The following is a 24,293-nucleotide window of genomic DNA, read 5'->3' on the forward strand; positions in this document are numbered from 1 at the left end:
AAATTATGAAAAACGAATTTAAAAAAGGGTTTTATTTTAAGTCGTACGAAGCCCCGTTTCAGTCTCCTTTTGAAAAACTATTTGGTATTTTCAAAGAGCTTATCACCCATACTTCGGGAGATTTTGATGAAGCAATCAGCTGGCTTCGTGAGTTAGATATAGAATATAAACTAACTGACGAGAACTACACAATCGATGATTTTATCGAAGATTTAAAAAAGAAAGGTTATATAAAAGACGAAGTTAAACCAGATGGATCAAATGGTTTAGGAATCACAGCAAAAACAGAACGAGCGATTCGCCAGCAGGCTTTAGATCAGATTTTCGGGAACTTAAAACGTTCCGGAAACGGAAATCACAAAACAAAACATGCCGGAAACGGAGATGAACATACGGGAGAATTCCGCGAATTTAATTTTGGTGATGGTTTAGAACGAATTTCGTTGACAGAAAGCCTTCGAAATGCCCAAATTAATAATGGTGTTGAAAGTTTCATGCTGACCGAAAATGATCTGGTTGTCGAGGAAACGCAGCATAAAGCCCAAATGAGTACAGTTTTGATGATCGACATCAGCCACAGTATGATTTTATACGGCGAAGACCGAATTACCCCAGCCAAAAAAGTAGCAATGGCTCTGGCAGAACTTATCACAACTCGCTATCCAAAAGATACACTGGATATTTTGGTTTTTGGAAACGACGCCTGGACAATACCTATCAAAGAGCTGCCTTATCTGCAAGTTGGTCCGTATCATACCAATACAGTTGCCGGATTACAGCTTGCAATGGATATTTTACGAAGAAAACGAAATACCAACAAACAAATTTTCATGATTACAGATGGTAAACCCAGCTGTGTGCGTGAGCGCGACGGTTCGTACTACATGAACAGTAACGGACTCGACGAATATATTGTTGACAAATGTTATACACAAGCACAACAGGCAAGAAAACTCCATATCCCGATTACCACCTTTATGATTGCCAGGGATCCTTATTTACAGCGATTTGTAAATCATTTTACAGAAGCCAATCAGGGAAAAGCTTTTTACACCGGATTAAAAGGTCTTGGTGAAATGATTTTTGAAGATTACGAGACGAACAGGAAGAAGAGGGTTAGGTAAGGTTCTGAGGTTCTGAGAGGCAAAGGTTCAAAGCTGTCTTTTTGAAAAAATATACATACAAAGCATATCGTAGAGACGTACTGAAGTGCGTCTAACACAAGTAATAAAGGAATGTTCTGTCGTTAAAAAATAAACAATAACAAAATCGATATTTCAATAAAAATGGAAATAAACAATATAAAAACATTAGGACAGTTAAAAGCTGCAGGATATAAAAGCACTAGTATTAAGGATGAATTACGAAATAACCTTCGTGAAAAAATTAAAACTGGAAAACCGGTTTTTGAAGGCGTTCACGGATTTGAAAACACTGTAATTCCCGAACTGGAACGTGCCATTCTTTCCCGTCACAACATTAATTTACTGGGACTTCGCGGACAGGCAAAAACACGTCTTGCCCGCAAAATGGTAGAATTATTAGATGAATATATTCCGTTTGTGGCAGGTTCAGAAATTAATGATGATCCGCTGCATCCAATTTCGCGTTTTGCTAAAGATTTAATAGAAGAAAAAGGCGATGAAACACCAATTTCATGGTTGCACAGAAGCGAACGTTTCTTCGAAAAACTGGCAACTCCAGACGTTACAGTTGCGGATTTAATAGGTGATGTTGACCCTATAAAAGCAGCAAATTTAAAATTATCGTATGCAGATGACCGTGTAATTCACTTTGGAATGATTCCAAGAGCCAACCGCTGTATTTTTGTAATCAATGAATTACCGGATTTACAGGCCAGAATTCAGGTAGCATTATTTAATATTTTACAGGAGGGCGATATTCAGATTCGTGGTTTCAAATTGAGGATGCCGCTTGATATGCAGTTTATTTTTACGGCAAATCCGGAAGATTATACAAACAGAGGAAGCATCGTAACACCTTTAAAGGACAGAATTGGTTCTCAAATCCTGACCCATTATCCTGAAACCGTACAAATTGCCAGAACAATTACAGAACAGGAAGCAAAACTGGATCAAAATCAAAGTGATATTGTGTACGTTCCAACTTTGGCGAGAGATATTTTAGAACAAATTAGTTTTGAAGCGCGTGACAGCGAATACATAGATAACAAAAGCGGTGTAAGTGCCAGAATGAGCATTACAGCTTTTGAAAACCTGATCAGCACCGCAGAACGTCGTGCCTTAAAATCGGGGGCGGAAAAGACTAATCTTCGTTTGTCTGATTTTATGGGAATAATTCCGGCCATTACAGGAAAAGTAGAATTGGTTTACGAAGGAGAGCAGGAGGGAGCAGCTGTCGTGGCGCAGCATTTAATAGGTTCTGCAATCAGGACTTTATTCCCGGCATTTTTCCCGAAAATTGAAAAATTAGAAAAACCGGGAGAAAAAACACCTTATTCGGATTTGGTTGAATGGTTCTTTGCCGAAAGCGGTTTTGAATTATTAGACGATGCATCTGATGCAGAATATCAAAAGATTTTAGATGAAGTAACACCTTTGGATCTTCTGATTAAAAAATACCAGCCGGAATTAGATAAAAGAGACCAATACTTTGTAAAAGAATTCATTTTATGGGCTTTGGTCGAATATAAGAAATTAAGCAAAGACCGATTTGCTGCCGGACATCAGTTTAAAGATATGTACGGAAGTTATATCAGTAAACTTTAAAGGTCTTTCTTTTTAGGATTTTTAATCTGGTCTAGCCGGTTTTTTAAAACCGGCTGGGCCTTTTCAGTTTAGAATAGTTTACTTTTACATTTCAAAATTTAATTCTATGTTGTTTCTTATTTTAAGCGTATTGTGCAGTGTAACTGTTGGTGTAATTTTTAAGATAACCCGTAAGTACAATTCCAATCCTATTCAGATTATTGCTTTTAATTATATTGCTGCAATACTGCTTTGTTACTTTACGTTCAGTCCGGATTTAAATGAAATTCATGCCGATGCACCTTGGAATATTTATGCTGCAATTGGGGTTTTGCTTCCTGTTTTATTTTTAATATTAGCTGCTTCTATCAAACACATGGGAATAGTTAAAACCGATGCAGCACAGCGATTATCGTTATTTATTCCGATATTGGCTGCCTGGCTGGTTTTTAAAGAAGAATTCAATACCTATAAAGTAATTGGATTAATTATTGGGTTTACGGCACTTTTGTTCATTTTAAGAAAACAAACCGGCAATGAAGAAAACAAATGGATTTATCCTGCAGCAGTTTTGTTCGGTTTCGGAATCATTGATATTCTTTTTAAACAGATAGCACTTTATACCTCTTTACCTTATACAACCTCTCTGTTTGTAGTTTTTGATATTGCACTGGCCGTTTCTCTTTTTATTGTCGTTTATGATGTTGCTGTAAAAAAGGTGAGATTGAATTATCAAAACATTCTGTTCGGAAGTCTGGTTGGGATTTTTAACTTCGGAAACATTCTATTTTATCTAAAGGCGCATAAAGCATTTTCTGAAAACCCATCAACGGTTTTTGCCGGAATGAACATGGGGGTTATCATTTTAGGAAGCCTTGTTGGTCTTCTTTTTTTCAAAGAAAAACTGTCCAGGTACAATTTTATTGGACTTGTTTTGGCCTTAATTTCCATCATTTTTATCGTTAGATCGCAATTTTAATGTTTTTTGCTTATTTATAAAGCGTTTATTTACAGTGGTTTTGTAAATAATTTCAATCTTTTTAGAATAAACTCGACTAATTCTATAGAATTTATAAATTTATTTTTATAGATTTGCAATAACAATGAAAAACTATAGTCTAAATATCATCCCGTTTATGTACAGCTTGACGATGTGCTGTATGTCAAACCATGCGATGAAATGGCGTTAATAGAGAAAGTATTTGTTAGTTATTTTTTTTTAGCCTTTCATGCACCAATGAAAGGCTTTTTTTTAGAACCAATTAAAAACAGATATAAAAATGAGATCAAATAGAAATTTAAACAGCAAGATGCAGTGTTGTCCCACGAAAATTCCGTGTTGTATGTGCAGTTATTGCCGATTTTATTTTGATAAACATTTTTAGAACCCAAATTTTAAAGAATAAAAAACTATGAGTACAGAAATTATAAAACAGAACCCGTTTCAATCTATGATTGATCGTTTTAATATAGCAGCCGATATCTTGAATCTTGATAATTCAATCAGACAAAAGCTGCAAAGACCTGAAAAGCAGATTGTCGTTAATTTTTCTATCACCTTAGACAACGGAACTGAACAAAATTTTGAAGGTTATCGCGTTATTCACAACACAGCTTTAGGACCGTCAAAAGGAGGCATTCGTTACGATACTTCTGTAAATCTGGATGAAGTAAAAGCCCTGGCAGCCTGGATGACCTGGAAATCTGCCGTAACCGGAATTCCGTTTGGAGGAGCAAAAGGCGGTATAATCTGCGACCCGAGAACGCTTTCTAAAACCGAACTGGAAAGAATTACAAGAGCCTACACAAAAGCTTTAGCTGATATTTTTGGTCCCGAAAAAGACGTTCCTGCTCCGGATATGGGGACAGGCCCTGATGAAATGGGCTGGCTGATGGATGAATTTTCATTGGTTCACGGAAAAACCATCCACGCCGTTGTTACCGGAAAACACCTGCATTCAGGAGGTTCTTTAGGAAGAGTAGAAGCAACCGGAAGGGGCGTAAGCATTATTAGTTTACTGGCTCTTGAAAAACTAAGAATCAGACCGGCACGAGCTACTGCTGCAATTCAGGGATTTGGGAATGTGGGACTGCACTCGGCTTTGTTTTTATACGAAAAAGGGGTGAAGATTGTGGCGGTGAGTGATGTTTCTGAAGCTTTCTATAACCCTGAAGGGATTAACATACCTGAATTGATTTTGTATTACAATCTGAATAACAAAACCATTAAGGGATATCCAAATTCGGTTGCGATTAAACATGAAGATTTGCTTCTTTTAGAAGTAGATGTTTTGATTCCGGCTGCAAAAGAAGATGTCATTACTCAGAAAAATGCCAAAGATATTCAGGCCCGAATTATCATCGAAGCGGCAAACGGACCGGTTTCTTCTGACGCCGATAAAATCCTTCATGAAAAGAATATTCTGGTGGTTCCGGATATTCTGGCCAATGCCGGCGGTGTAACGGTTTCGTATTTCGAATGGCTTCAGAATTCGTTATTGGAATCCTGGCGAATACATCAGATAAACAAACGTTTAGAAGACATTTTGGAAAAAGGTTTTCAAACGGTTTTCAGAATAGCTGCTAAACACGATGTAACGCCAAGAATTGCCGCTTACATTATTGCTTTGAAGAAAGTAGCCGAAACACAATCTGTAAAAGAAGTCGCTCTGGAAGCCGAAAAATTTAAACAGAATTAATAATTATAAATCCCAACTAAGATTATTTTCATCAATCATAAAAGATGTGCGCGCATTTTTGATGGTTGATGAAAATGTCTTTTTTAGTTCATACTTATCAATATAAAGTAATTTAAAAATGAAAAATATTAATTTTCTGGCATTTGCAATGCCCGCTTTTTTTCTATTCTTATTTCTGGAATACAAGCTGGCACAACGAAAAAAAAGACCTGAAATTTTTAATTATGAAAGTTCTGTTTCTAATATCAGTATTGGAATTGCAGAGCGATTGATCAATTTGTTTATTGCTGCAAGTTTTTATCAGTTGTATTATTTGATTTATGACGATTATCGGATTTTCGATATTCCGAGTGGTGTTCTGGTGTGGATTGCCCTGATTCTCGCCACAGATTTTGTCTGGTATTGGTATCACCGGCTCGGACACGAGGTCAATTTTTTCTGGGCAGCGCATATTGTACATCATCACAGTGAAGAGTTTAATTTTACGGCAGCAGCCAGAATTACGACTTTTCAGGCCATCATCCGAACGGGATTTTGGTGTATTCTTCCTCTCATCGGGTTCCATCCTTCGATGGTTATAACCATGCTGATTGTTCACGGTGCGTATTCGTTTTTTACACATACGCAGGTTATCGGCAGAATCAAATGGCTGGAATATGTTTTTGTAACGCCTTCGGTTCATGGGGTTCATCATGCTTCTGACGAAAAATACCTTGACAAAAACTACGGGGATATGTTCACTTTTTGGGATCGCCTCTTTAGGACTTTCCAGGAAGAGGAAGAAAAACCAAAGTACGGATTAACACATCCGTTAAAAAGTTATAGTTTCCTTTGGCAGCATTTTCATTATTACTTCGAAATTTACGAATTATGGAGGCGTTCCAAAGGTTTTAAAGCGAGATGGAAAGCCGTTTTTGGAAGCCCCGCGCACATGGATCAGGACATTCGCCCAATTCTGGAAAAGCGTTTCCTGCAGGATAAAAGCAATCCGCATCAAAGGCTTCGTTTTCGAAATTACCTTTATATTCAATTAGGAATCTGTACGTTGCTGCTTACTGCTTTTACGTATTATTTTGATTTATTAAATGCGTTTGATAAAGTTGTTGTTTTGTCTCTTGTTATTATAACACTGATTAACTGCGGTGCTATTTTAGAACAGCGAAAATGGATTTATTACCTGGAATATGCCCGTTTGTATATGATTGCGGTTTATTTTTTATACGAAGAAAACCTGATTATGTTTTTCTTTATTCCGCTGGCTGTCATGATTTTTGCCGAACAGTTATTCTCGCTTAGCAAATATTATCAAAATATGATTCTGCAATTGGAAACTGCGGAATAAATAAAAAGAATAACCACCACGAATTCATGAATTATTTAAATACAAATTCGTGAATTCGTGGCGGTTTTTATTTAAAATTAAGTATAGTTTTTCATTTCTCCTTCGTCGAAATGAAAAGATTGTGAATAAAAACTCAGCAGCTTAAATAGTCTTAATCGCCATAATCTTCTCTTCAAAAGTATCTTTGTAATCTGATTTGCTTTTGATTCTGGTTTTGTATGTGTAAATGGTAGCTACAGAAAGTTCGAGGAATTCAGCCATTTGACTGCTGTCCTGAATCCCTAACCTGTAGAGGGCAAAAATGCGGAGTTCAGTGTTTAAAAGCTCTCCTTTTTTGACAACACATTTATGGTCATTCGGGAATAAATTATTGAAATCTGTTACAAAAGTTGGGAATAATTTCAGGAAGATTTCATCAAACTGATGGAACAGGTTTTCCCTTTCTTCCTTTACATTATAACGCTTTAAACTCGCAATCACTTCATCTGTTTTCTTGGTTATGATTTTGTGAAGCGTACTTTTCTGAATATGATCTATCTTATTGATAAACGCCGATGTTGCTTTAATAAAATACGTAATATATTCTTCTTTAATTGCATTGGCTTCGCTAAGACTCACATTCATTTCCTGCAATTGCGCATACGACGAAGCCATGATTTTTCTGGCTTTGTTTTTCTCTTTTAACTGCTTGAAAATAATAACCGAGAACAAAATGATAATCAGGGTAAGGATCGTTAATAAAACAATGATCTTCTCCAGTTTATCATTTTTATCTTTTACATTATTTAACTGTGCTTTTTCGATAATGGGCAGTATCGACGAAATTTCGATTTTACGGTGTCGGGCGTTGTAAAATGTGGCATCGTCCATTGCGATATTGATATACTCATTGGCTTTGTCCAGATACCCCATTTTAAAGAGTTCATTGGCGAGATTTCTTAGCGCTACGGTTTCTTTTGTGGCATTTTTAACATCGGCAATTGCGGCTAATGCCAGATATTCGATTGCTTTTTTTGTGTAACCTCTTTCAGAATAAATATAACCCAGACTAGAAGTTGCGATTCCGTAATATTCAGAAGGAAGGTTATAGTTGTTAATCCAGTAACTGAAGGCAAATTCGGCACCGCGCCAATCCTGCTGTTTCAGGCGTTTCAAACTTTCGGCAGCCCAGTACTCATTAGTATTAGTTCCAATTAGTTCCAGGGCTTTTTTAAGGAAATGATTTCCCTGCTGTACATAATGGATATTAAACCGCTGATCACGGTTATAATCGGCAAGGTCATAATATGCCCGGGCTTTTATATTATAAAATTCGAACTTATTCTTCTGATCCAGTTTTTTATCATCGATAACATTCAGCGTATCAATGGCTTCTTTAAAAAGACCGGATGAAAGCAGTACAAAACCTTCCTTAATTCGGCTTTTAGCCAGATATTTTGGGTCTTTCAGAATTTTAGCCTTAATTTTTGACTGTTCTAAATAATAGTAAGCCGAGTCGTATTTAAATGATTTGTATTCATCAAACAAAGACATATAAGTGTCATACAATTTTTCATTGTTCTGACTTACGGTAAATTTTGAAACATTTTTCTTTAAAGCTTCAATTTTGCGATATTTCTGTTTTAAGTAAACTTCTTTTTTCAGCAGTACATTATCTAATTCTTCAAGGATCGGATTGGTCTCTTTCGCAGCTAGAGAAAAACCCGCAATGAAAAAATACAGAATAAATATTTTTTGCATGTTGATTTGGTTTTTAAGGTAAGATAGTTATGGTTTTGGGTTAATTCGTCTGGATTAAAAATTAATAAAAAACTATTGGTCAGTAGTTTTTGGATCAGGAATATTTCCTTTCGGATTTTCCGATAGAGACGCTTTTTTGGCTTCAAAAGCTCTGTAAATGTTAAAAGCGGTTAAATATCTTGCAATTATACAATAAAAAGTAATTATAAATATGTATAGTGAAAAAATATTAGTCTAAAACTACCATATTGTCATATTTACCATTATTTATTTACGCATTTTTATCTAAACAGGACCTTGATTTTTTGAAATATAAAAATATTGTAAAATATTGATAATTAGGTATTTGTTGTTAAAAAGGTTTTAATTATATCTTGATTTTTTACAGACATTTTTTTTAAGATTTATTTAAGATCTAGTTTCGTAGTGTCCTTTTTAAGGATTGAAAAACTAACAAAACCAAAAATTTATGAGAAGTAAAAGTTATTACTGGTTAGCTCTTTTAATGTGTTTTTTCGTGATAAGCTGCGATAATACAGAAGACGGAAGCTACGTTGATCCTATTACAATTTATGAGAAAGTAAATGGTAACTGGGGACTGACAAATTTGAAAATGGTAGATGAGTTTGCAAAGGCAAATAAGATCGAACCAAACGAAGAAAACCTGAGTACTTTTTTTAACTACGAAGATTTTAAAATTAAATTTAATGTAGACGAAAAGAACCAGCCTGCAAGTTATGAAGTGACTGGAAATGTACCGCCCTTATTTGCTCCAAAAGGTTACTGGGAATTAAGCTCAGATTTTCAGCAGACGAACGCCAATCCTGTAAAAATCTACTTGTACAGCGATGCACAAAAAACTCAAAAAACAGACGAACTTAAATTGACTTCGGTTCCGGGGAAAAATGGCGAAATGGAATTTCAGCTGGCTCACGCTTCGGGAGGAGTTACGTTTGTGACGTATGTGTTCAAATTAAATGCTATTAATTAAGAAAGTAACATGAAAAAATTTCTATATACAATTTTATTTGCTCTTTTGATGGTTCCGGCTTTTACTAAGGCACAGGAAAATGCAGGAGCTGTAGGACCAATGTCTTCATTTCCGGTTGTTTACAATTATGATGAAAAAGTGACGTGGTATTTTGATCTTTCGGGAACTACCTTTTTAGAAAATGAAGATCTGTACATCTGGATCTGGTCGCCGTCTGAACCGGATGCGGGAAACTGGGAGAACTCTTCTGATTTTGCCAAATTAAGTTATGTGGGTAACAAAGTGTGGAGTTTTACGCTTACTCCAACGCAGTATTTTTCTAAAACTCCGGCCGAAATTGCAGCAAGTGCAGGATTTTGGTTTCGTTTAAAAAACAAAAACGGATCAAAACAAAGTGATGTAGCCAATATGCCGTACACTGATTTTTCGACTTTTTATACTGCAAATGAATTAATCAGAGCATATCCAACAAAACCAACATTAGACAAAGGAGTAAGCATTTTGTTTAATGCCAACTTGGCTCCGGGATTTGCGGGTGCGGCAAGCGTTCATATGCACAGCGGATTAAACGACTGGGATGTCAAACAAGAATATCAATCGTGGTTACCGGAAATCGCAGCCAAAACAAAATTGAAAGATTTAGGAAATGGCTTTTATAAAATGGACTTAGTTCCAAAAGACTACTATAATGCTCCGGACGGTTATGTAATGGAAAATCTGGTTTTCCTTTTTGTAAAAGACGACTGGGCAGGAACTACTCCGGATCAGGTTTTATATGCAGGTGCTTACGAACCGCCTCCGGCACCAATTTTCGGGTTTTTTCCACTGCAGATCAGTCAGAAAGATTTTCTTGGAATGTACAGAAAAAACAACGAACCGGGTGTAAACAAATTAATCTATACGATTACAGCAGGTTCAAAAACAATTTCAGGTGAGTTTACCGGAGGAACTGCAGAGATAAAAGGATTTGTCAATTTAGTTTCGGAACTGAAAGATTCTCCGGCTTTAAGCGAAATTCATGTTTTGGTGAAAGACAATAAAGACAAAACGATTTCAGAAACTACAATTCCGCTTAAAACTTTAGACAAATAATTCACTATCAAATTTAAACATCATTCTAATGAATAGTAAAAATAAAAGAACAGCCCTGCATCAAATGTGGGCTGCTAAATCGCTCGTATTCATGATTTTCATGCTTTTTATTTCGGCAGGAATGTTTGCACAGGGAAAAAAGCTTGTTACGGGAACTGTTTACGACAATACAGGAACTGTTTTGCCGGGAGCATCGGTACTTGAAACCGGAACCCGAAACGCAACTACAACTGATTTTGACGGGAAATTTACTCTGGAGGTAACAATAGGAGGAACAATAGAAGTTTCTTTCATTGGATCATCTACTCAAAAAGTACAAATTACAGCTTCGACTTCAAAAATTGATGTCAGCCTCAAAAATGACGGGTATCAATTAGCCGAAGTTCAGGTCGTTTCTGTTGGATACGGAACACAGAAAAAATCAGATTTAACAGGTTCGATTTCAACCGTTACAGCAGATAATTTAGTAAAAGGAACGATTTCGTCTACAGAACAGGTTTTGCAGGGAAAAGTAGCCGGATTAAATATCATTCGCCCTTCTGGAGATCCTGCTGCAGGTGCTACGATTCGTCTGCGCGGGGGAACTTCATTAACAGCAAGCAACAGTCCGCTTATTGTAGTTGACGGAATTGCCGGTGTTGATATCAATGTGGTACAGCCTTCGGATATTAAATCGGTTGACGTTCTTAAAGATGCTTCGGCAACGGCTATTTACGGTTCAAGAGGAGCAAACGGGGTAATTATCATTACGACAAAATCAGGAACAAAAGGCGTTTCTGTAGTATACAACGGTCAGTCAAGTGTAGGATATGTTGCTGATAATCTGGATTTATTATCGGCAAACCAATGGAGAGGTTATGTTCGTCAGACCGGAAATATGGATGCTATTGATTTTGGAGGAAATACAAACTGGCAGAAAGCTATTGAACAAACAGCCATTTCGCAGTCGCATACTTTAAGTATTAATTCCGGAAAAGCCGACAGCGGTTTCAGAACTTCTATTTCATACCTGAACAACGAAGGTGTTATTAAAAAATCAGGTTTAGAAAGAGTGAGCGGAAATATCAATGCCTATCAGTTCCTTGGTGATAACAAAGCTGTAAAATTTGATATGGGATTATTTGCCAACATAGACAAATGGAACCCGATTGATTACAGAATTTTTGAACGTGCTTACAACTTAAACCCAACAATTCCGGTTTATGATGCCAACGGAAATTTCACTAATGTAAACTTTACGCTTTACGAAAATCCGGTTGAAATTTTAACCAACAGAACCGTTGATAATGAAAGACACAGACTTTTGGGTTATTTTAAAACTGAGGTTAAATTCTTAAACGATTTTCAGGCAGTTGCCAATATTTCCTTAGAACATAATGCGGTAAAAGGCGGTACGTACAAACCGACTTATGCCATTATGGAAGGTCGTTCTGAGTCCGGGTATGCACAAAGAACATACGCAGAATATACAAATGCGCAGGGCGAACTTTATGTAAATTATAACAAAGTAATCGACAGACACAACATCAGCGCTCTTGCGGGGTATTCTTACCTTGAAAATATTTATGAAGGTTTTGGCGCACAGCGTTCAGGTTTTGTAACAGATGCTTTTGGGTACAACAATTTAGGGGCAGGTTATAACTATCGTTTGGGCGATGTGTATTCATATAAAGGAAAATCAAATCTGGTTTCTTTTTATGCTCGTGCCAATTACAATTACGACGGAAAATATCTGCTGACTGCAACGGTTAGACGAGACGGTTCAAGCCGTTTTGGAGAAAATAATAAATGGGGAACTTTCCCTTCGGCTTCTGTGGCGTGGAGAATTTCTAACGAAGAGTTTATGAGTTCTACAAAAAACTGGCTGGGATCTTTAAAATTAAGAGCAGGTTACGGAGTTACAGGTAATCAGGATGGAATTGGCGAATACAAATCACTTTCGATTTTAGGAGTTGGAAACGACAGTTACTACGATCCGGTTACCGGAACATGGAGTTTGGCCTATTCACCTAAACAAAACCCAAATCCTGATTTAAAATGGGAATCAACCAGACAATTAAACATTGGGGTAGATTTTACTTTATTCGACAGAATCAACGGTTCGTTCGAATGGTATCAAAAAAACACCCACGATTTATTGTACACTTACGAAGTGCCTCAGCCTCCGTATTTAGTAGGAACTATGCTGGCTAACGTGGGTGAAATGTCAAACAAAGGAGTTGAACTTACTTTGAATGCCGATATTGTAAGAGGAGATAAATTTACATGGAATGCTAACTTAACGCTTGGTCATAACGTTCAGAAAATCGAAAAACTCTCAAATCCAACGTATAAAACAGATGTAATTTACAGCGGTTCATTGCACGGATTATCGGGTATGTCAGGGCAATATTCTCAAATTATTGCCGAAGGATATCCGGTTGGAACTTTCTGGGGATTCAGAAATGCCGGACTTGATGAAAACGGCAAAATACAATATTACAATGCTGCCGGAGAAATTGTGGGTGAAAGTGCTTTGGTTGACGGCGATAAAACCGATTTAGGAAATATTCAGCCGGATCTGACTCTGGGTATCGGAATGAACTTTACATATAAAAACTTTGATCTTGGAATTTCAGGTTACGGAATGTTTGGTCAAAAAGCCTTAAATGCTACAAACATGATGCTGAACGATCCAAACCGTTTACCAACGTATAATGTTCCGGATGATTTCCTGAACAGCGGGATTACATCAGCACCAAAATATTCAGATTACTGGATCGAAGATGCGTCTTTCTTTAGATTACAAACGGTTTCTATAGGATACACATTACCGCTGAACTTCAAAAAATCAAAACTGCGAATGTACATCATGGGAGAAAATCTGGCAGTATTTACAAAGTACAAAGGAGTAGATCCGGAGATTGGTTTAAATGCTCAGGATGGTGCTGACCAGACAGGATTAGCAGCGCCTGGTATCGATAAGTACAACAATTATCCAAGACCAACTACGATTTCTGTTGGATTAAATTTCACTTTGAACAACTAAGCGATTAACTCAAAAATATAAAAAATGAAAATCAAAATAATAGGAGCATTAGTAGTAAGTATGCTTTTTACGATATCATGTACTGATTTAAGTGAAGACTTATATGATAGAGTAGAAGACGGAAATTTTGGAAATACTCCAAAAGAAGTTGATGCATTAGTGGGAGGCGCATATTCATCTTTAAGAGGATTCGCTGACGGAATTTCCAATAATTATCCAACCTGTGAGTTTGTGTTCTTTTTGAACGAAACAGTTTCAGATGAAGCTACGATTCCAACAAGAGGAACCAACTGGTACGATGGCGGACAATATCAGGATGCACAAAAACATACCTGGAAAGCAGACAACCGTTTGATTCTTTCGGTTTGGCGTTACAACTACACCGGAATTGCAAAAATCAACTCTATCATTTATCAAATCGATAAATCGTCGTTGACAGATGCTGCAAAAGCACCAATTTATGCCGAATTAAAAGCGTTAAGGGCTTATTACTATTACAATCTTCTGGATGCTTTTGGGAACGTGCCTATTGTGGTAAACTTTGAAGATACTTCGTTACCGTCAAATTCTACCAGAAAACAAGTGTATGATTTTGTCGAAAAAGAATTACAGGATGCTATTCCGTATTTAACCTCAAATGTGGTGTATTCTAAAATGACAAAAAATGTGGCCTACTCGCTTTTGGCAAGATTGTATCTTAACTCACAAGCTTTTATTGGAACACCGCGCTGGCAGGATTGTATCGATATGTGCCAGAAAATTTCAGGATATACTTTAACGCCTGATTTCTTTACAAATTTCTCAACAGAAAACGAGAAATCTCCTGAGATTATTTTCGCGATTCCTTACGATTCAAAAGCAGGAACAGTGGGTAACTACATGAGTTCAATGTCTTGTCATTACCTGCACCGTTTAACTATGTCGGTTTCAGGAAACGATTATCCGTGGAGCGCAAACGGAATGTGCGCGCAGCCGGGCGTATATTCTGCTTTTGCTGATACAGATAAAAGAAAAAAATGTATGGTAGCCGGAGATCAGATCAACATGGCAACAGGAAACGTAATCATGATGGATAACGGAGAACCGCTTACCTATACAGAAGAAGTAACAAGTGTTGCCAATGCCAAAGACAACCAAGGTGTTCGTTTAGGAAAATACGAAATGAAAGCCGGAGAAACCTGGGAGCGCGACCACGATTTAGTAGTAATTCGTTATGCCGAAATTTTAATGATGCAGGCCGAATGTTACGTTCGTTTAGGAGCACCGGATTTAGCAAAACCTTTTGTACAGCAGGTAACAGCACGTGCAGGAGCAGAAATGCCGGCAGTAATCGATCTTCATTTTATCGATCAGGAACTGCTTCGGGAATTTACTTTTGAAGGAAGAAGAAGAACAGACAACATCCGTTTTGGAACCTTCTTCGACCCTTGGTGGGAAAAAGGAGAAACAGAAGCCTACAGAGCGATTTTCCCTATTCCGAGTACCGTTCTTACAACAAATAAAAACTTAAAACAGAATCCTGGTTATCCTGTAAACTAGGTTATTAAAATGCCGGTCTTCCATGTTGGTTAGTCGTGGAAGGCTGGCATCTTTTTACGAATCTACATTCTGTAAAAATATTTTTGCCGCAGATTAAAAGATTTTCACAGATTACAAATTAGTTTTTAATAATCCTTTTAATCAGTGGCAAAAAAATAAAACATAAAGTACATCAATATGAAAAGATACATCACATTATTGTTTTTTGGGATACTGAACATTTTAGCCGTTACCGGATGCAGCAGTGACGACAAAGGTTCTGACGAGCCTGTAAAACCCGAAGCGGTGCAGCCTGCCGCGGTTGAAAAAACAAACAGCACCAAAATTTACGTTCATTATATGCCATGGTTTGAAACCAATGAAAGTTCGGCCGATAAAAAATGGGGATACCACTGGACAATGGCAAACAAAAATCCAAATACTATAGGCGCAAATAACCGAAGAGAAATTGCGGCCTATTACTATCCGCTCATCGGACCGTATCATTCAGGAGATAAAAATGTGATTGAAAATCATTTATTATTGATGAAATATTCCGGAATCGACGGTGTGTTAATAGACTGGTACGGAACCTACGATGTCAACGATTACCGAATGGTAAAAGAAAATACAGAACAGCTTATTGCTATGCTCGACAAAGTGGGCTTAGAATATGCGATTGTGTACGAAGACCGCGTAACGACCAATGTGGTAAATGCCGGAAAAGCAATTTCTGTAACCAGCGCCGCCAAAACAGATTTAGCTTATTTAGAGAAAAATTGTTTCGGCGATGCCAATTACATTAAAATAAACGGAAAACCACTATTGCTGAATTTTGGACCAATTGTATTGCAGACACCTGCCGAATGGACAAATGTTTTTAATACCCTGACTGCTAAACCTGCTTTCCTGACACTTTGGGATCAGTCTATAGAAGCCGGTGCCAATGCATCCGGAGAATATGCGTGGGTGTATAAAGACAATAGTTTCCTGACTAATTTTTATACCAATACAAAACCAAAACTTTCTGTTGCCATGGGAAGTGCCTATCCGGGGTTTAAAGATTTTTATGCCGAAGGCGGAGGCGGTGCGGCAATAGGATGGACAATTGACCATAACAACGGCGCAACGCTCGATGAAACCCTTTTGATGGCTAAAAATGCCAATGTTGATTATCTGCAGTTAATTACCTGGAATGACTTTGGAGAAGGAACTATGATTGAACCAACGGTAGAATTTGGCTACTCGTTCATCGAAAAAATAAAAACATTTGCAGGAGTAAAAAATACCGAAACTGTTTTTCCTGAAATCAGTAAAATGTACAATCTGCGTGTCGAAAAAAGAGGAAATAACGATATTCAGAGAAAACTGGATCAGGCCTTTAATTATTTTGTTTCAATGCAGCCCGCAAAAGCAAAACAGTTAATAAACGAAATTAAATAAGAGCTGTAATTAATACAATTTAAATAATGAGAAACATAGGATATAGATACTGTTTACTGGCTTTGGCTTCGATCCTGCTTTTTGCCTGCGGTACTAAAAAAACATACAAGATCAGTTCGCCTGGAAAAGTAACCGAATTAATTTTTGAATTAACGCCCTCAGGCCAGCCTCAGTACAGCTTTTTTACAAACGGAAAATCGGTTATAGAACCTTCTTTAATGGGATTTGAGTTTCAGGAAATTCAAAAAATGACTGAAGGTTTTGAAGTGGTTTCTACCCAAGAAAAAGAAGCCGATGAAACCTGGGAACAGCCTTGGGGAGAATTTAAAAAAGTTCGTGATCATCACAACGAATTGATTGTTCATTTAAAAGAATCAAAAGGACAAGAGCGTCTGGTAGATATTATTTTCAGGGTTTTTGACGATGGAGTAGGATTTCGATATGAATTTCCAAAACAGCCTAATTTAGGCAAAGTAAAAATTTCGAATGAAATTACACAATTTACTTTCAAATCAAATAATGATGTATGGTGGATTCCAGTGCACCGTGAAAATAGTTATTACGAAAGTGAATACCGTAAAACGCCAATCAGTAAAACAGATACAATTAATACACCGGCAACTTTTGAAACAAAAGAAAAATTATTTGTTGCCATTCACGAAGCCAATTTAACCGATTTTGCTTCGATGACACTTTTAAAAACAAGCAGTAAACAATACAAAAGCGATCTGGTACCTTGGGCCGATGGTGTAAAAGTATATGCAGAAACGCCGTTTAAAACGCCATGGAGAACGGTTGTAGTAGGTAAGAATCCGGGAGAGGTTGCCACTTCCACGATCATGCTCAATTTAAACGAACCTTCAAAAATTGAAGATCTTTCCTGGATTACACCTTCAAAATACATTGGAATCTGGTGGGGAATGCATTTGGATAAATTCACATGGGGGCAAGGACCAAAACACGGCGCAACAACCAAAAACACAAAAGAATACATTGATTTTGCTGCAAAAAACAATTTCGACGGCGTTCTGGTGGAAGGCTGGAACGAAGGCTGGGACGGCGACTGGACAGCCGATGGTTCTTCATTCAGCTTCGTAAAAGCGTATCCTGATTTTAATTTAGAAGAAATCACCAAATATGCCGCGATGAAAAATGTCCGCCTAATTGGACATCATGAAACCGCGGGAGCTTCAAAACATTATGAAAGCCAGTTAGAAGAGGCTTTCAAACTGTACCAGAAGATGGGCGTTAATTCGGTTAAAACAGGCTATGTAAACAAATATCTGGATAAAAAAGAATGGCACGATAGCCAGTACGGAGCACGTCATTACCGAAAAGTAATCGAAACTGCAGCTAAATACCATATTATGATTGACAACCATGAGCCAATGAAAGGAACGGGTTTACAGCGCACCTATCCGAACCTGATGACGCAGGAAGGCGGACGCGGACAGGAATACAACGCATGGTCTGCAGACGGAGGAAACACACCGCAGCATTTAACTACTTTACCGTTTACCAGAATGCTTTCGGGACCTTTTGACTACACACCAGGGAATTTCAATTTTGATTACAAAACAATATCAGGAGCAAGAGTACAAACTACACTTGCGAATCAATTAGCATTATACGTAATTATTTTCAGTCCGCTGCAAATGGCTTCAGATTTGCCTGAGAATTATGTTGGTAAACCAGAGTTTCAGTTCATAAAAGATGTGCCTTGCACTTGGTCAGATACAAAAGTTTTAGATTCTAAAATTGGAGAATACACCACAATTGTCCGTAAAGACTGGGATGAGAAAAACTGGTATCTGGGTTCTATTACCAACAAGGATGCAAGAGATTTAAAAGTAGAATTGTCATTCTTAGATAAAAACAAAGAATATGAAGCCGAAATTTACGCAGATGGAACAGGGGCGAATTACAAAACAAACCCATATCCGGTTACGATTTCAAAACAAAAAGTAAACAACAAAACAGTATTAAATATCAAATTAGCAGCCGGAGGAGGAACGGCTATAAAATTCACCCCAATAGAAAATAAGTAGTTGAGTTGAGTTAAGTGCAGAAACCCGACAGGTATTTAAAATCTGTCGGGTTTTACGTTATACAAATTTTGAGATTTATTTTATTTCGCTCCGCTGGAGCTTATTTTTTTTCGGGGCATTGTTTCTGTAAATATCTCGCCCTTTCCGGGCTTGGTTTTACGAAACATTACAATATGTTGTGCGTAATATCTATAGAAAAAATACCTGATGCAAAGCTTCGTAGGAACGGCAAATATATTCAACGCTCATTTTGGAATTCGGAATTTGAAAAATTGGGATTTCAAAAAACTAATGTCTATACAACTTTACATGATTCCCAAACGTATACGACGCACTAATTGTTGGGCCATTATATCCCCATTTCAGATATCCGTTTAAGCGGTCTTCAATTGCATCTACTTTAAAGTTTAAACCGGTATAACCTGCAGTTAAACTGAAATTTTTATGAACGTTGTATAAAAGCGATAAATTATAGCTTACAATTCGGCCGTCGATATTGTCTATTTGAAGCGCCAGATAGTTGGCATTTACGTAAAGCCCGAATCGTTTGCCCAAAACAAATTCGCCCCAAATACCAATATCCGGTAAAGGAGCGGTGAAAGCAAAATTCTCATTTCTTTCAACTTGTGCGGTATTAAACTGCGCGCGCAGTCCTAAATCAGCAAATAATACATGGGCTCCGACTAGCAATCCTGCTTCATATTTTGGTTTTGATAAAATGGCATATCCATAGGCGACTCTGGCAATCTGCACATCAAAAAAAGCAGAAATGCGTGTGTTTACTTCATAAGTTTCGTCTCCAAAATCTATTTCACGTTCCAGGGTTTTAGAAGAAGTTCGGTTGAGACTAAAGTATTCGACACCCAATCTGGATCTTCTGGAAATGCGCCAGTCGAAAGCGGCTAAAAAAGAAGCGCTTGATTTTGAGAAACCTAAATCATCTTCAAGGTCAATTTTTGTTCCGTTCTGTCCGTTGTTTCTTCCAACCTGAATCTGGGTATTGTTTACCGGAAAAAAGGCTCCTGCTGTTACTTTAAAGCGTCTGGCGTGCCATGGAAGATCATCGGAGCTGTTATCCTGAATTTTTCGATCATCATTTTGTATTGAGGTCAGGGAAGTTTCAGGTGTTATTTCGGCTGTTGTTTGCGCTTTAACCGAAACGAAAAAGTGAAGAACTATCAAATAAAAAACTAATTTTTTCATGAGATTGAGTTTTAGGTTATGTTAAATAGGCATATAAAGTTAACAAAAAAAATCATTCAAATTTGTTTTTGTAAGTTTTATTGATTTGATTTTAGTAGTATATGAATTATTTCTTGTGAAACCTGACTGCGTGAGGGATAGGCGCTGACTGCCGAAGCAGTGCAGATAGCCCGACAGCATCACGATAAGAGGGCGTATACGCGCAAAGTACGTTTGCCCTCTTATTGCGATGGTGGCACGCCCTGATTAGAAGTACAATATGTCATTTACTTCTTTAATTGTAATTGACTTTTGTCATAGCCGTTGTTTTTTTGAAATTGATTATATTTGAAAATAAACACTGAAAAATATGACTAAAACTTTAAAACAATACTTCGTTAAATCTTTTATCGTTCTTGCACTTATACATTTGGCTTATTTTTTATACGGCTATTTTACTTTTGAAGGAATCGGAAAAATAGACATTTACTCAGAGTTTTACAGGTTCAAGTTTTATGATGATGTGTCGATTTCGCACTTTTTTGTAAGCGGTTTGTTTTTACTTTTCTTTTTACTTTTTCTGCTGAAGAACCATTCGAAGCAGCAATATTCATTTGGAAAAATTGTTCAGGCTGGCGGTTTACTTCTTTTGGTTTCTTTTTTCACGTTTACGTTTTTCATCAGTTTCAGTTTTGGACAGAATGCAAAGCTGAAAAGTGAATTACCGGAGAAAAAATACAATGCAGATAAAGAACTGCTGAATGTTTTAAATCCGTTTTTATATACTTCTTATAGCTCTGAAAAGCTTTTTAATTACGAGAATATATTATATCCAAAACCTTATCCGGTAATTAAGGAGGAAATACAGGTGCAGCTTTATCATGATCAGTTTAATACCGAGACGGTTTATTTTAGTATTGATACTTTAAAGATTTTGACAGAAACGTACAATAAGGTTTCCGGAAAAACAGATTCAATTCTTGATATTGCGGGACTTGACGAGAATATTCTGAAAGACCGAATCATCAAAAAAACAGTTATTAAAGACAGTACGCAGATTATTTTTAAAGGTGCTGAGATAAATCCTGAATACGATGATGATATTTGTATTTTTTTAATGAATAAATCGTTGTATAAGCCAGTTCACGGTGATTCGGTTAAAACACAGCAATACAATGCGGCGGTAAAACGCTATAAACTGCTTTATAAGTACAAAAAAGATTCGCTTGAATATCAGTTTAAAAAGCTGGATACTTTATTTAAAAAGTACCATATTGAAACCCAGATTGTGCCTAAACAATTAACCGCATCGGCTTTTTATTTTAAGGAACACCGAAACGAATATTTAAATTCAATCCCCAATAGTTTTGACAGAAAGGCGCTGAATGAAAAATTCCAGACTCTGGAACGTTATTTCTATGAACCCAATTATCTGCATCCGTCGATTATGCCGATATTTTTTGCAGTTGTTTTTTCAGTTTGGCTGATTTTGTTTTTACTATATTTTCTATTCAATAACAGAAAGTAAAAATCAAAAAAATAAATTCCAAATTTCAATGTGAACATATCGCATTGGAATTTGGAATTTTTGTATTGAGATCTTTAAGTTGAAATTTGAATATTTAAAACTAAACCCTATTATAGTCTGCTCTCCAGTGTACGATTGCTTTTTTGATGGCATCGCCGGTTAAATTGTTTTTTAAAGCATCGTCCAGAAGAGGGAGTAATTCGTCGTCCGGTGCAAAACGCAGTGCAAAAATCTGATCATCTGTAAGTTTGTATTCAAATTCTTCGAGTCTTTTTCCTGTCAGGGTAAAATAACGGTAACGGAGTTCCAGTCGTACAATGCGGTTTTGCAGTATTAAAGCGTAGTGCTGCCGGAGCATATAAGCCAGAAAAAGTATAAGAAAGAATGCCCCGCTTATAAAAGACCAGATAAGAGGCTCGTTTGTTTTACAGCTAAAATAAAGAGAAGCTCCTAAAAAAAGTACTGCGATGGGATAAAACACAAAGTGATGTGCGGTATAAAACCTGATATGATTGTAGTAGGTTTGAATTTTCATGATTACAATTTAATAAGGGTAAAAAAAGAAAGCTACCCTAAAAATTTAGAATAGCTTTTTTCTCAAAAATAAACTAACATAACCAATGTTCTCTTTATAATCTAAACCTTGCGGTTTGTCTTAGTAATATCAATAATTTAAAAAAAGCCTCACCAGCATCATCAAAACATGGCTTTGATTTCTTGATTGTAAAATTATTGCAGTCTGAGAAATTTCGTGTTATATTTTAATCGTGATTTGTTATATTATTTCAATGTTTGTTATTTTTTTATCAATAACGCTAAAATATTTTTACTTATATATTATAAGGAATTAATGATTTTCCACTCGTCTAATTTAGACTGATACGTTTTAGAAGCATTCGCCGGACTGGTAGACGGCAGGGTTATTAAGGTATAGGATTTTTGAAGATGCACATACTTTTTGAAGAAAGCTGCTGCTTTTTGTCCGTTAAACAATATGGTCTTTATATTTGGATGGTTTTTAAGAAAGGTTTCAAAATCATTTGCCATTTCATTTTTTATATTACTGTCCAGACTTCCTACCCGGTCACAGTATTGCAGAACATCCCACAAAGAGATATTGTTTTTTAGCAGAAGATTTTTTCTCGTTTCATAATCAGCAGAGAAATCTTCGTTGAAGATATGAAACATAAATTTCCAGAAGTTGTTCTGACTGTGTCCGTAATACTGATTTAATTCTAAAGATTTAGTTCCGGGCATTGTACCTAAAATCAACAACTTGGAGTCGTTTGAACTGATAGGAGGAAAGGAGAAGCTTTTCATTTAATTGAATTAAGAAATAATTTGTTTGAGTTAAATTAATTATTAATTAGTAATTATAAAACAATTGACGAAAATTATATAACATTTTTGGCGGGTCTTTGAGCGAACTTTGATTTTGCTATTAAACCACATTTAAAGGCTATTTAGAATTACCAATTTAAATGACGACGAAAATGAAAATACTTACTATACATACAGAGAAAATTCAAAATCTATTTAACGAATTAAACAGCAATTTTGGAGGAAATGTAACCTGCGATACAGACGAATATACACTTGAAGTAAATAATAATTTTGCAAAAGGTTCTATCATTGGATCTTCTTTTAGCGATGATATTTCGTATGTACAATTTGATATGACATTTTCGGCAGATGTAAGACTGGATGTTATAAACGGAAAATCATCTTCATCTCCAATTTATTTTGCTTATTGTTCAAAAGGAAATTTATCGCATAGTTTTGGTTCTGATGGAGAAGCCAGAAAGCTTAAAACATTTCAGACCGCGATTTTAACTTCAAAAGCAAATGAGAATAATGTTTTGTTTTTTGAAAAAGATAAAAAAACAAGATTTACTTTAATTATAGTTGGCAATCAGATTACTCAGGGACAAACCAATTCTTTAAGCCAGATGGTTCGTGAAACCTTTTTACAGGAAAATATTGAAGAAGAATTCTTTTACGCCGGTTCATACAATTTAAAAATTGGTGAAAAAATTGAACAGCTGAATGCTGTTACGCAAAGCGGAATTGTTAGAAATCTTTTAAAAGAAGGAATTTTGAGAATAATCCTGGCAATGGAAATCCAGCAGCATTCTGATGATCTGAAAACATTCTCAAAAGAAACAAACTGCCTGACTTTAAAAGAAATGGAAGAAATAAAAGAACTTTCAGAATCTATTAAAGCAAATCCTGAAGAGCCTTTTACTATTAAATCTCTAAGTAAAAAATCAGGTCTGTCTCCAAACAAACTTCAGGAAGGTTTTAAAATGATTCACGACAGAACGGTAAATGATTATATTACACACATGCGTGTTCTTAAAGCCGAAATCCTGATTAGAACTTCAGACTTGAATATTTCCGAAATTGTTTACTGCATTGGTTTTACAAGCAGAAGTTATTTTTCTAAAATCTTTAAGCAAAAATTCAACTGCAGCCCAAAGGAATATAAATTCAACCTGAATCCGATGGCAATTACGGCCTGATCGACGTTCTGAGTTTTGATTTTAGTTTTAAAATTAAATGCTGTAAAAAAGAAAGACGTTAGCTGTTAAGCACCTTATATAAAAGAGACAAAGATTCAAAGAAGCAAAGTGATGAAGTTTTTTACTTGAAAGAAAGAGACTTTGCTTCTTTGATATCTTTTCACAAAAAAAAGAAAGACGTTAGCTGTTAAGCACCTTATATAAAGAGACAAAGATTCAAAGATGCAAAGTGATAAAGTTTTTTATTTGAAAGAAAGAAACTTTGCCTCTTTGATACTTTTGTCACTAAACAAAGAAAAACGTTAGCTTGTAAGCACCAACATATAAAAGAAGACAAAAAGGTCAAAAGAGGGAAAGATTTTAAAACCTATTTTACTTGGAATTTTTGTCATTTTGCAACTTAAAAAAAAGTACCATTTTTATCCGAAATG

17 protein-coding genes are annotated in these 24,293 nt (G+C 36.2%); 13 read left to right on the top strand and 4 right to left on the bottom strand.

What is annotated here, in order from left to right; all coding sequences use genetic code 11:
- The first annotated feature begins 5 nt into the window (after nucleotides 1–5).
- The 5 genes from OZP11_RS23020 to OZP11_RS23040 all read left to right on the top strand — a co-directional run bounded on the left by OZP11_RS23020 (nucleotide 6) and on the right by OZP11_RS23040 (nucleotide 6,770).
- A complete protein-coding gene (locus OZP11_RS23020) occupies nucleotides 6–1,124 on the top strand; it encodes a vWA domain-containing protein (RefSeq protein WP_281232823.1) in 1,119 nt (372 codons plus the stop codon).
- Between the two features lie 162 nt (nucleotides 1,125–1,286).
- Entirely contained in the window at nucleotides 1,287–2,750 is a 1,464-nt protein-coding gene (locus OZP11_RS23025; RefSeq protein WP_281232824.1) for an AAA family ATPase, read from the top strand.
- A 106-nt stretch (nucleotides 2,751–2,856) separates the two neighbouring features.
- Nucleotides 2,857–3,708, top strand: coding sequence for a DMT family transporter (locus tag OZP11_RS23030; RefSeq protein WP_281232825.1), 852 nt, complete (start codon nucleotides 2,857–2,859; stop codon nucleotides 3,706–3,708).
- Between the two features lie 433 nt (nucleotides 3,709–4,141).
- Nucleotides 4,142–5,428 carry a Glu/Leu/Phe/Val family dehydrogenase gene (locus OZP11_RS23035; protein ID WP_281232826.1) on the top strand — a complete coding sequence of 429 codons (1,287 nt, stop codon included), beginning with the start codon at nucleotides 4,142–4,144 and terminating at the stop codon, nucleotides 5,426–5,428.
- A gap of 118 nt (nucleotides 5,429–5,546) precedes the next feature.
- Complete coding sequence (locus tag OZP11_RS23040; protein WP_281232827.1) at nucleotides 5,547–6,770, top strand: sterol desaturase family protein; 1,224 nt, start codon at nucleotides 5,547–5,549, stop codon at nucleotides 6,768–6,770.
- 141 nt (nucleotides 6,771–6,911) lie between these two features.
- Here the strand turns inward: OZP11_RS23040 and susR are convergent, their stop codons facing one another.
- Nucleotides 6,912–8,510, bottom strand: a complete 1,599-nt coding sequence (gene susR / locus OZP11_RS23045; RefSeq protein WP_281232828.1) for a SusR family glycan utilization regulator — start codon at nucleotides 8,508–8,510, stop codon at nucleotides 6,912–6,914.
- 469 nt (nucleotides 8,511–8,979) lie between these two features.
- On the opposite strand from susR, the gene OZP11_RS23050 reads away from it, so the two are divergent.
- From OZP11_RS23050 to OZP11_RS23075, 6 genes are all read left to right on the top strand, one after another.
- Nucleotides 8,980–9,501, top strand: a complete 522-nt coding sequence (locus OZP11_RS23050) for a DUF5004 domain-containing protein (protein ID WP_281232829.1) — start codon at nucleotides 8,980–8,982, stop codon at nucleotides 9,499–9,501.
- Between the two features lie 9 nt (nucleotides 9,502–9,510).
- Entirely contained in the window at nucleotides 9,511–10,593 is a 1,083-nt protein-coding gene (locus OZP11_RS23055) for a hypothetical protein (protein WP_281232830.1), read from the top strand.
- Nucleotides 10,594–10,621: 28 nt separating this feature from the next.
- Nucleotides 10,622–13,621 carry a SusC/RagA family TonB-linked outer membrane protein gene (locus OZP11_RS23060; protein ID WP_281232831.1) on the top strand — a complete coding sequence of 1,000 codons (3,000 nt, stop codon included), beginning with the start codon at nucleotides 10,622–10,624 and terminating at the stop codon, nucleotides 13,619–13,621.
- Nucleotides 13,622–13,645: 24 nt separating this feature from the next.
- Complete coding sequence (locus OZP11_RS23065) at nucleotides 13,646–15,160, top strand: RagB/SusD family nutrient uptake outer membrane protein (protein WP_281232832.1); 1,515 nt, start codon at nucleotides 13,646–13,648, stop codon at nucleotides 15,158–15,160.
- 177 nt (nucleotides 15,161–15,337) lie between these two features.
- Nucleotides 15,338–16,582: a glycoside hydrolase family 99 protein gene (locus OZP11_RS23070; protein WP_281232833.1), complete on the top strand. Its 1,245-nt coding sequence runs from the start codon at nucleotides 15,338–15,340 to the stop codon at nucleotides 16,580–16,582.
- Nucleotides 16,583–16,608: 26 nt separating this feature from the next.
- Nucleotides 16,609–18,630, top strand: coding sequence for a glycoside hydrolase family 97 protein (locus tag OZP11_RS23075; RefSeq protein ID WP_281232834.1), 2,022 nt, complete (start codon nucleotides 16,609–16,611; stop codon nucleotides 18,628–18,630).
- Nucleotides 18,631–18,918: 288 nt separating this feature from the next.
- On the opposite strand, the gene OZP11_RS23080 is transcribed toward OZP11_RS23075, so the two are convergent.
- Nucleotides 18,919–19,833 carry a hypothetical protein gene (locus tag OZP11_RS23080; protein WP_281232835.1) on the bottom strand — a complete coding sequence of 305 codons (915 nt, stop codon included), beginning with the start codon at nucleotides 19,831–19,833 and terminating at the stop codon, nucleotides 18,919–18,921.
- Nucleotides 19,834–20,182: 349 nt separating this feature from the next.
- Here OZP11_RS23080 and OZP11_RS23085 point away from each other — a divergent pair, with 349 nt between their 5' ends.
- On the top strand, nucleotides 20,183–21,340 hold the full coding sequence (locus OZP11_RS23085; protein ID WP_281232836.1) for a hypothetical protein: 1,158 nt from the start codon (nucleotides 20,183–20,185) through the stop codon (nucleotides 21,338–21,340).
- A gap of 100 nt (nucleotides 21,341–21,440) precedes the next feature.
- Here OZP11_RS23085 and OZP11_RS23090 read toward each other — a convergent pair whose 3' ends face one another.
- Both OZP11_RS23090 and OZP11_RS23095 read right to left on the bottom strand, forming a co-directional pair.
- The gene (locus OZP11_RS23090) at nucleotides 21,441–21,875 is read right to left on the bottom strand and encodes a DUF6526 family protein (protein WP_281232837.1); all 435 of its coding nucleotides are present in this window, start codon (nucleotides 21,873–21,875) and stop codon (nucleotides 21,441–21,443) included.
- Nucleotides 21,876–22,177: 302 nt separating this feature from the next.
- The gene (locus OZP11_RS23095; protein WP_281232838.1) at nucleotides 22,178–22,660 is read right to left on the bottom strand and encodes a DNA-deoxyinosine glycosylase; all 483 of its coding nucleotides are present in this window, start codon (nucleotides 22,658–22,660) and stop codon (nucleotides 22,178–22,180) included.
- Nucleotides 22,661–22,833: 173 nt separating this feature from the next.
- Between OZP11_RS23095 and OZP11_RS23100 the strand changes: the two genes are divergently transcribed.
- Complete coding sequence (locus OZP11_RS23100; RefSeq protein ID WP_281232839.1) at nucleotides 22,834–23,862, top strand: helix-turn-helix domain-containing protein; 1,029 nt, start codon at nucleotides 22,834–22,836, stop codon at nucleotides 23,860–23,862.
- Nucleotides 23,863–24,293: the final 431 nt, after the last annotated feature.

The organism is Flavobacterium gelatinilyticum, from assembly GCF_027111295.1.
In the GTDB taxonomy this organism is placed as follows: Bacteria; Bacteroidota; Bacteroidia; order Flavobacteriales; family Flavobacteriaceae; genus Flavobacterium; species Flavobacterium gelatinilyticum.

Coding starts and splice junctions, on each gene's coding strand:
- OZP11_RS23075 (WP_281232834.1), top strand. CDS start 16,609: ATGAGAAACATAGGATATAGATACTGTTTACTGGCTTTGGCTTCGATC.
- OZP11_RS23060 (WP_281232831.1), top strand. CDS start 10,622: ATGAATAGTAAAAATAAAAGAACAGCCCTGCATCAAATGTGGGCTGCT.
- OZP11_RS23085 (WP_281232836.1), top strand. CDS start 20,183: ATGACTAAAACTTTAAAACAATACTTCGTTAAATCTTTTATCGTTCTT.
- OZP11_RS23030 (WP_281232825.1), top strand. CDS start 2,857: ATGTTGTTTCTTATTTTAAGCGTATTGTGCAGTGTAACTGTTGGTGTA.
- OZP11_RS23035 (WP_281232826.1), top strand. CDS start 4,142: ATGAGTACAGAAATTATAAAACAGAACCCGTTTCAATCTATGATTGAT.
- OZP11_RS23050 (WP_281232829.1), top strand. CDS start 8,980: ATGAGAAGTAAAAGTTATTACTGGTTAGCTCTTTTAATGTGTTTTTTC.
- OZP11_RS23070 (WP_281232833.1), top strand. CDS start 15,338: ATGAAAAGATACATCACATTATTGTTTTTTGGGATACTGAACATTTTA.
- OZP11_RS23090 (WP_281232837.1), bottom strand. CDS start 21,875: ATGAAAATTCAAACCTACTACAATCATATCAGGTTTTATACCGCACAT.
- OZP11_RS23080 (WP_281232835.1), bottom strand. CDS start 19,833: ATGAAAAAATTAGTTTTTTATTTGATAGTTCTTCACTTTTTCGTTTCG.
- OZP11_RS23055 (WP_281232830.1), top strand. CDS start 9,511: ATGAAAAAATTTCTATATACAATTTTATTTGCTCTTTTGATGGTTCCG.
- OZP11_RS23040 (WP_281232827.1), top strand. CDS start 5,547: ATGAAAAATATTAATTTTCTGGCATTTGCAATGCCCGCTTTTTTTCTA.
- OZP11_RS23025 (WP_281232824.1), top strand. CDS start 1,287: ATGGAAATAAACAATATAAAAACATTAGGACAGTTAAAAGCTGCAGGA.
- OZP11_RS23020 (WP_281232823.1), top strand. CDS start 6: ATGAAAAACGAATTTAAAAAAGGGTTTTATTTTAAGTCGTACGAAGCC.
- OZP11_RS23100 (WP_281232839.1), top strand. CDS start 22,834: ATGAAAATACTTACTATACATACAGAGAAAATTCAAAATCTATTTAAC.
- OZP11_RS23065 (WP_281232832.1), top strand. CDS start 13,646: ATGAAAATCAAAATAATAGGAGCATTAGTAGTAAGTATGCTTTTTACG.
- OZP11_RS23095 (WP_281232838.1), bottom strand. CDS start 22,660: ATGAAAAGCTTCTCCTTTCCTCCTATCAGTTCAAACGACTCCAAGTTG.
- susR (WP_281232828.1), bottom strand. CDS start 8,510: ATGCAAAAAATATTTATTCTGTATTTTTTCATTGCGGGTTTTTCTCTA.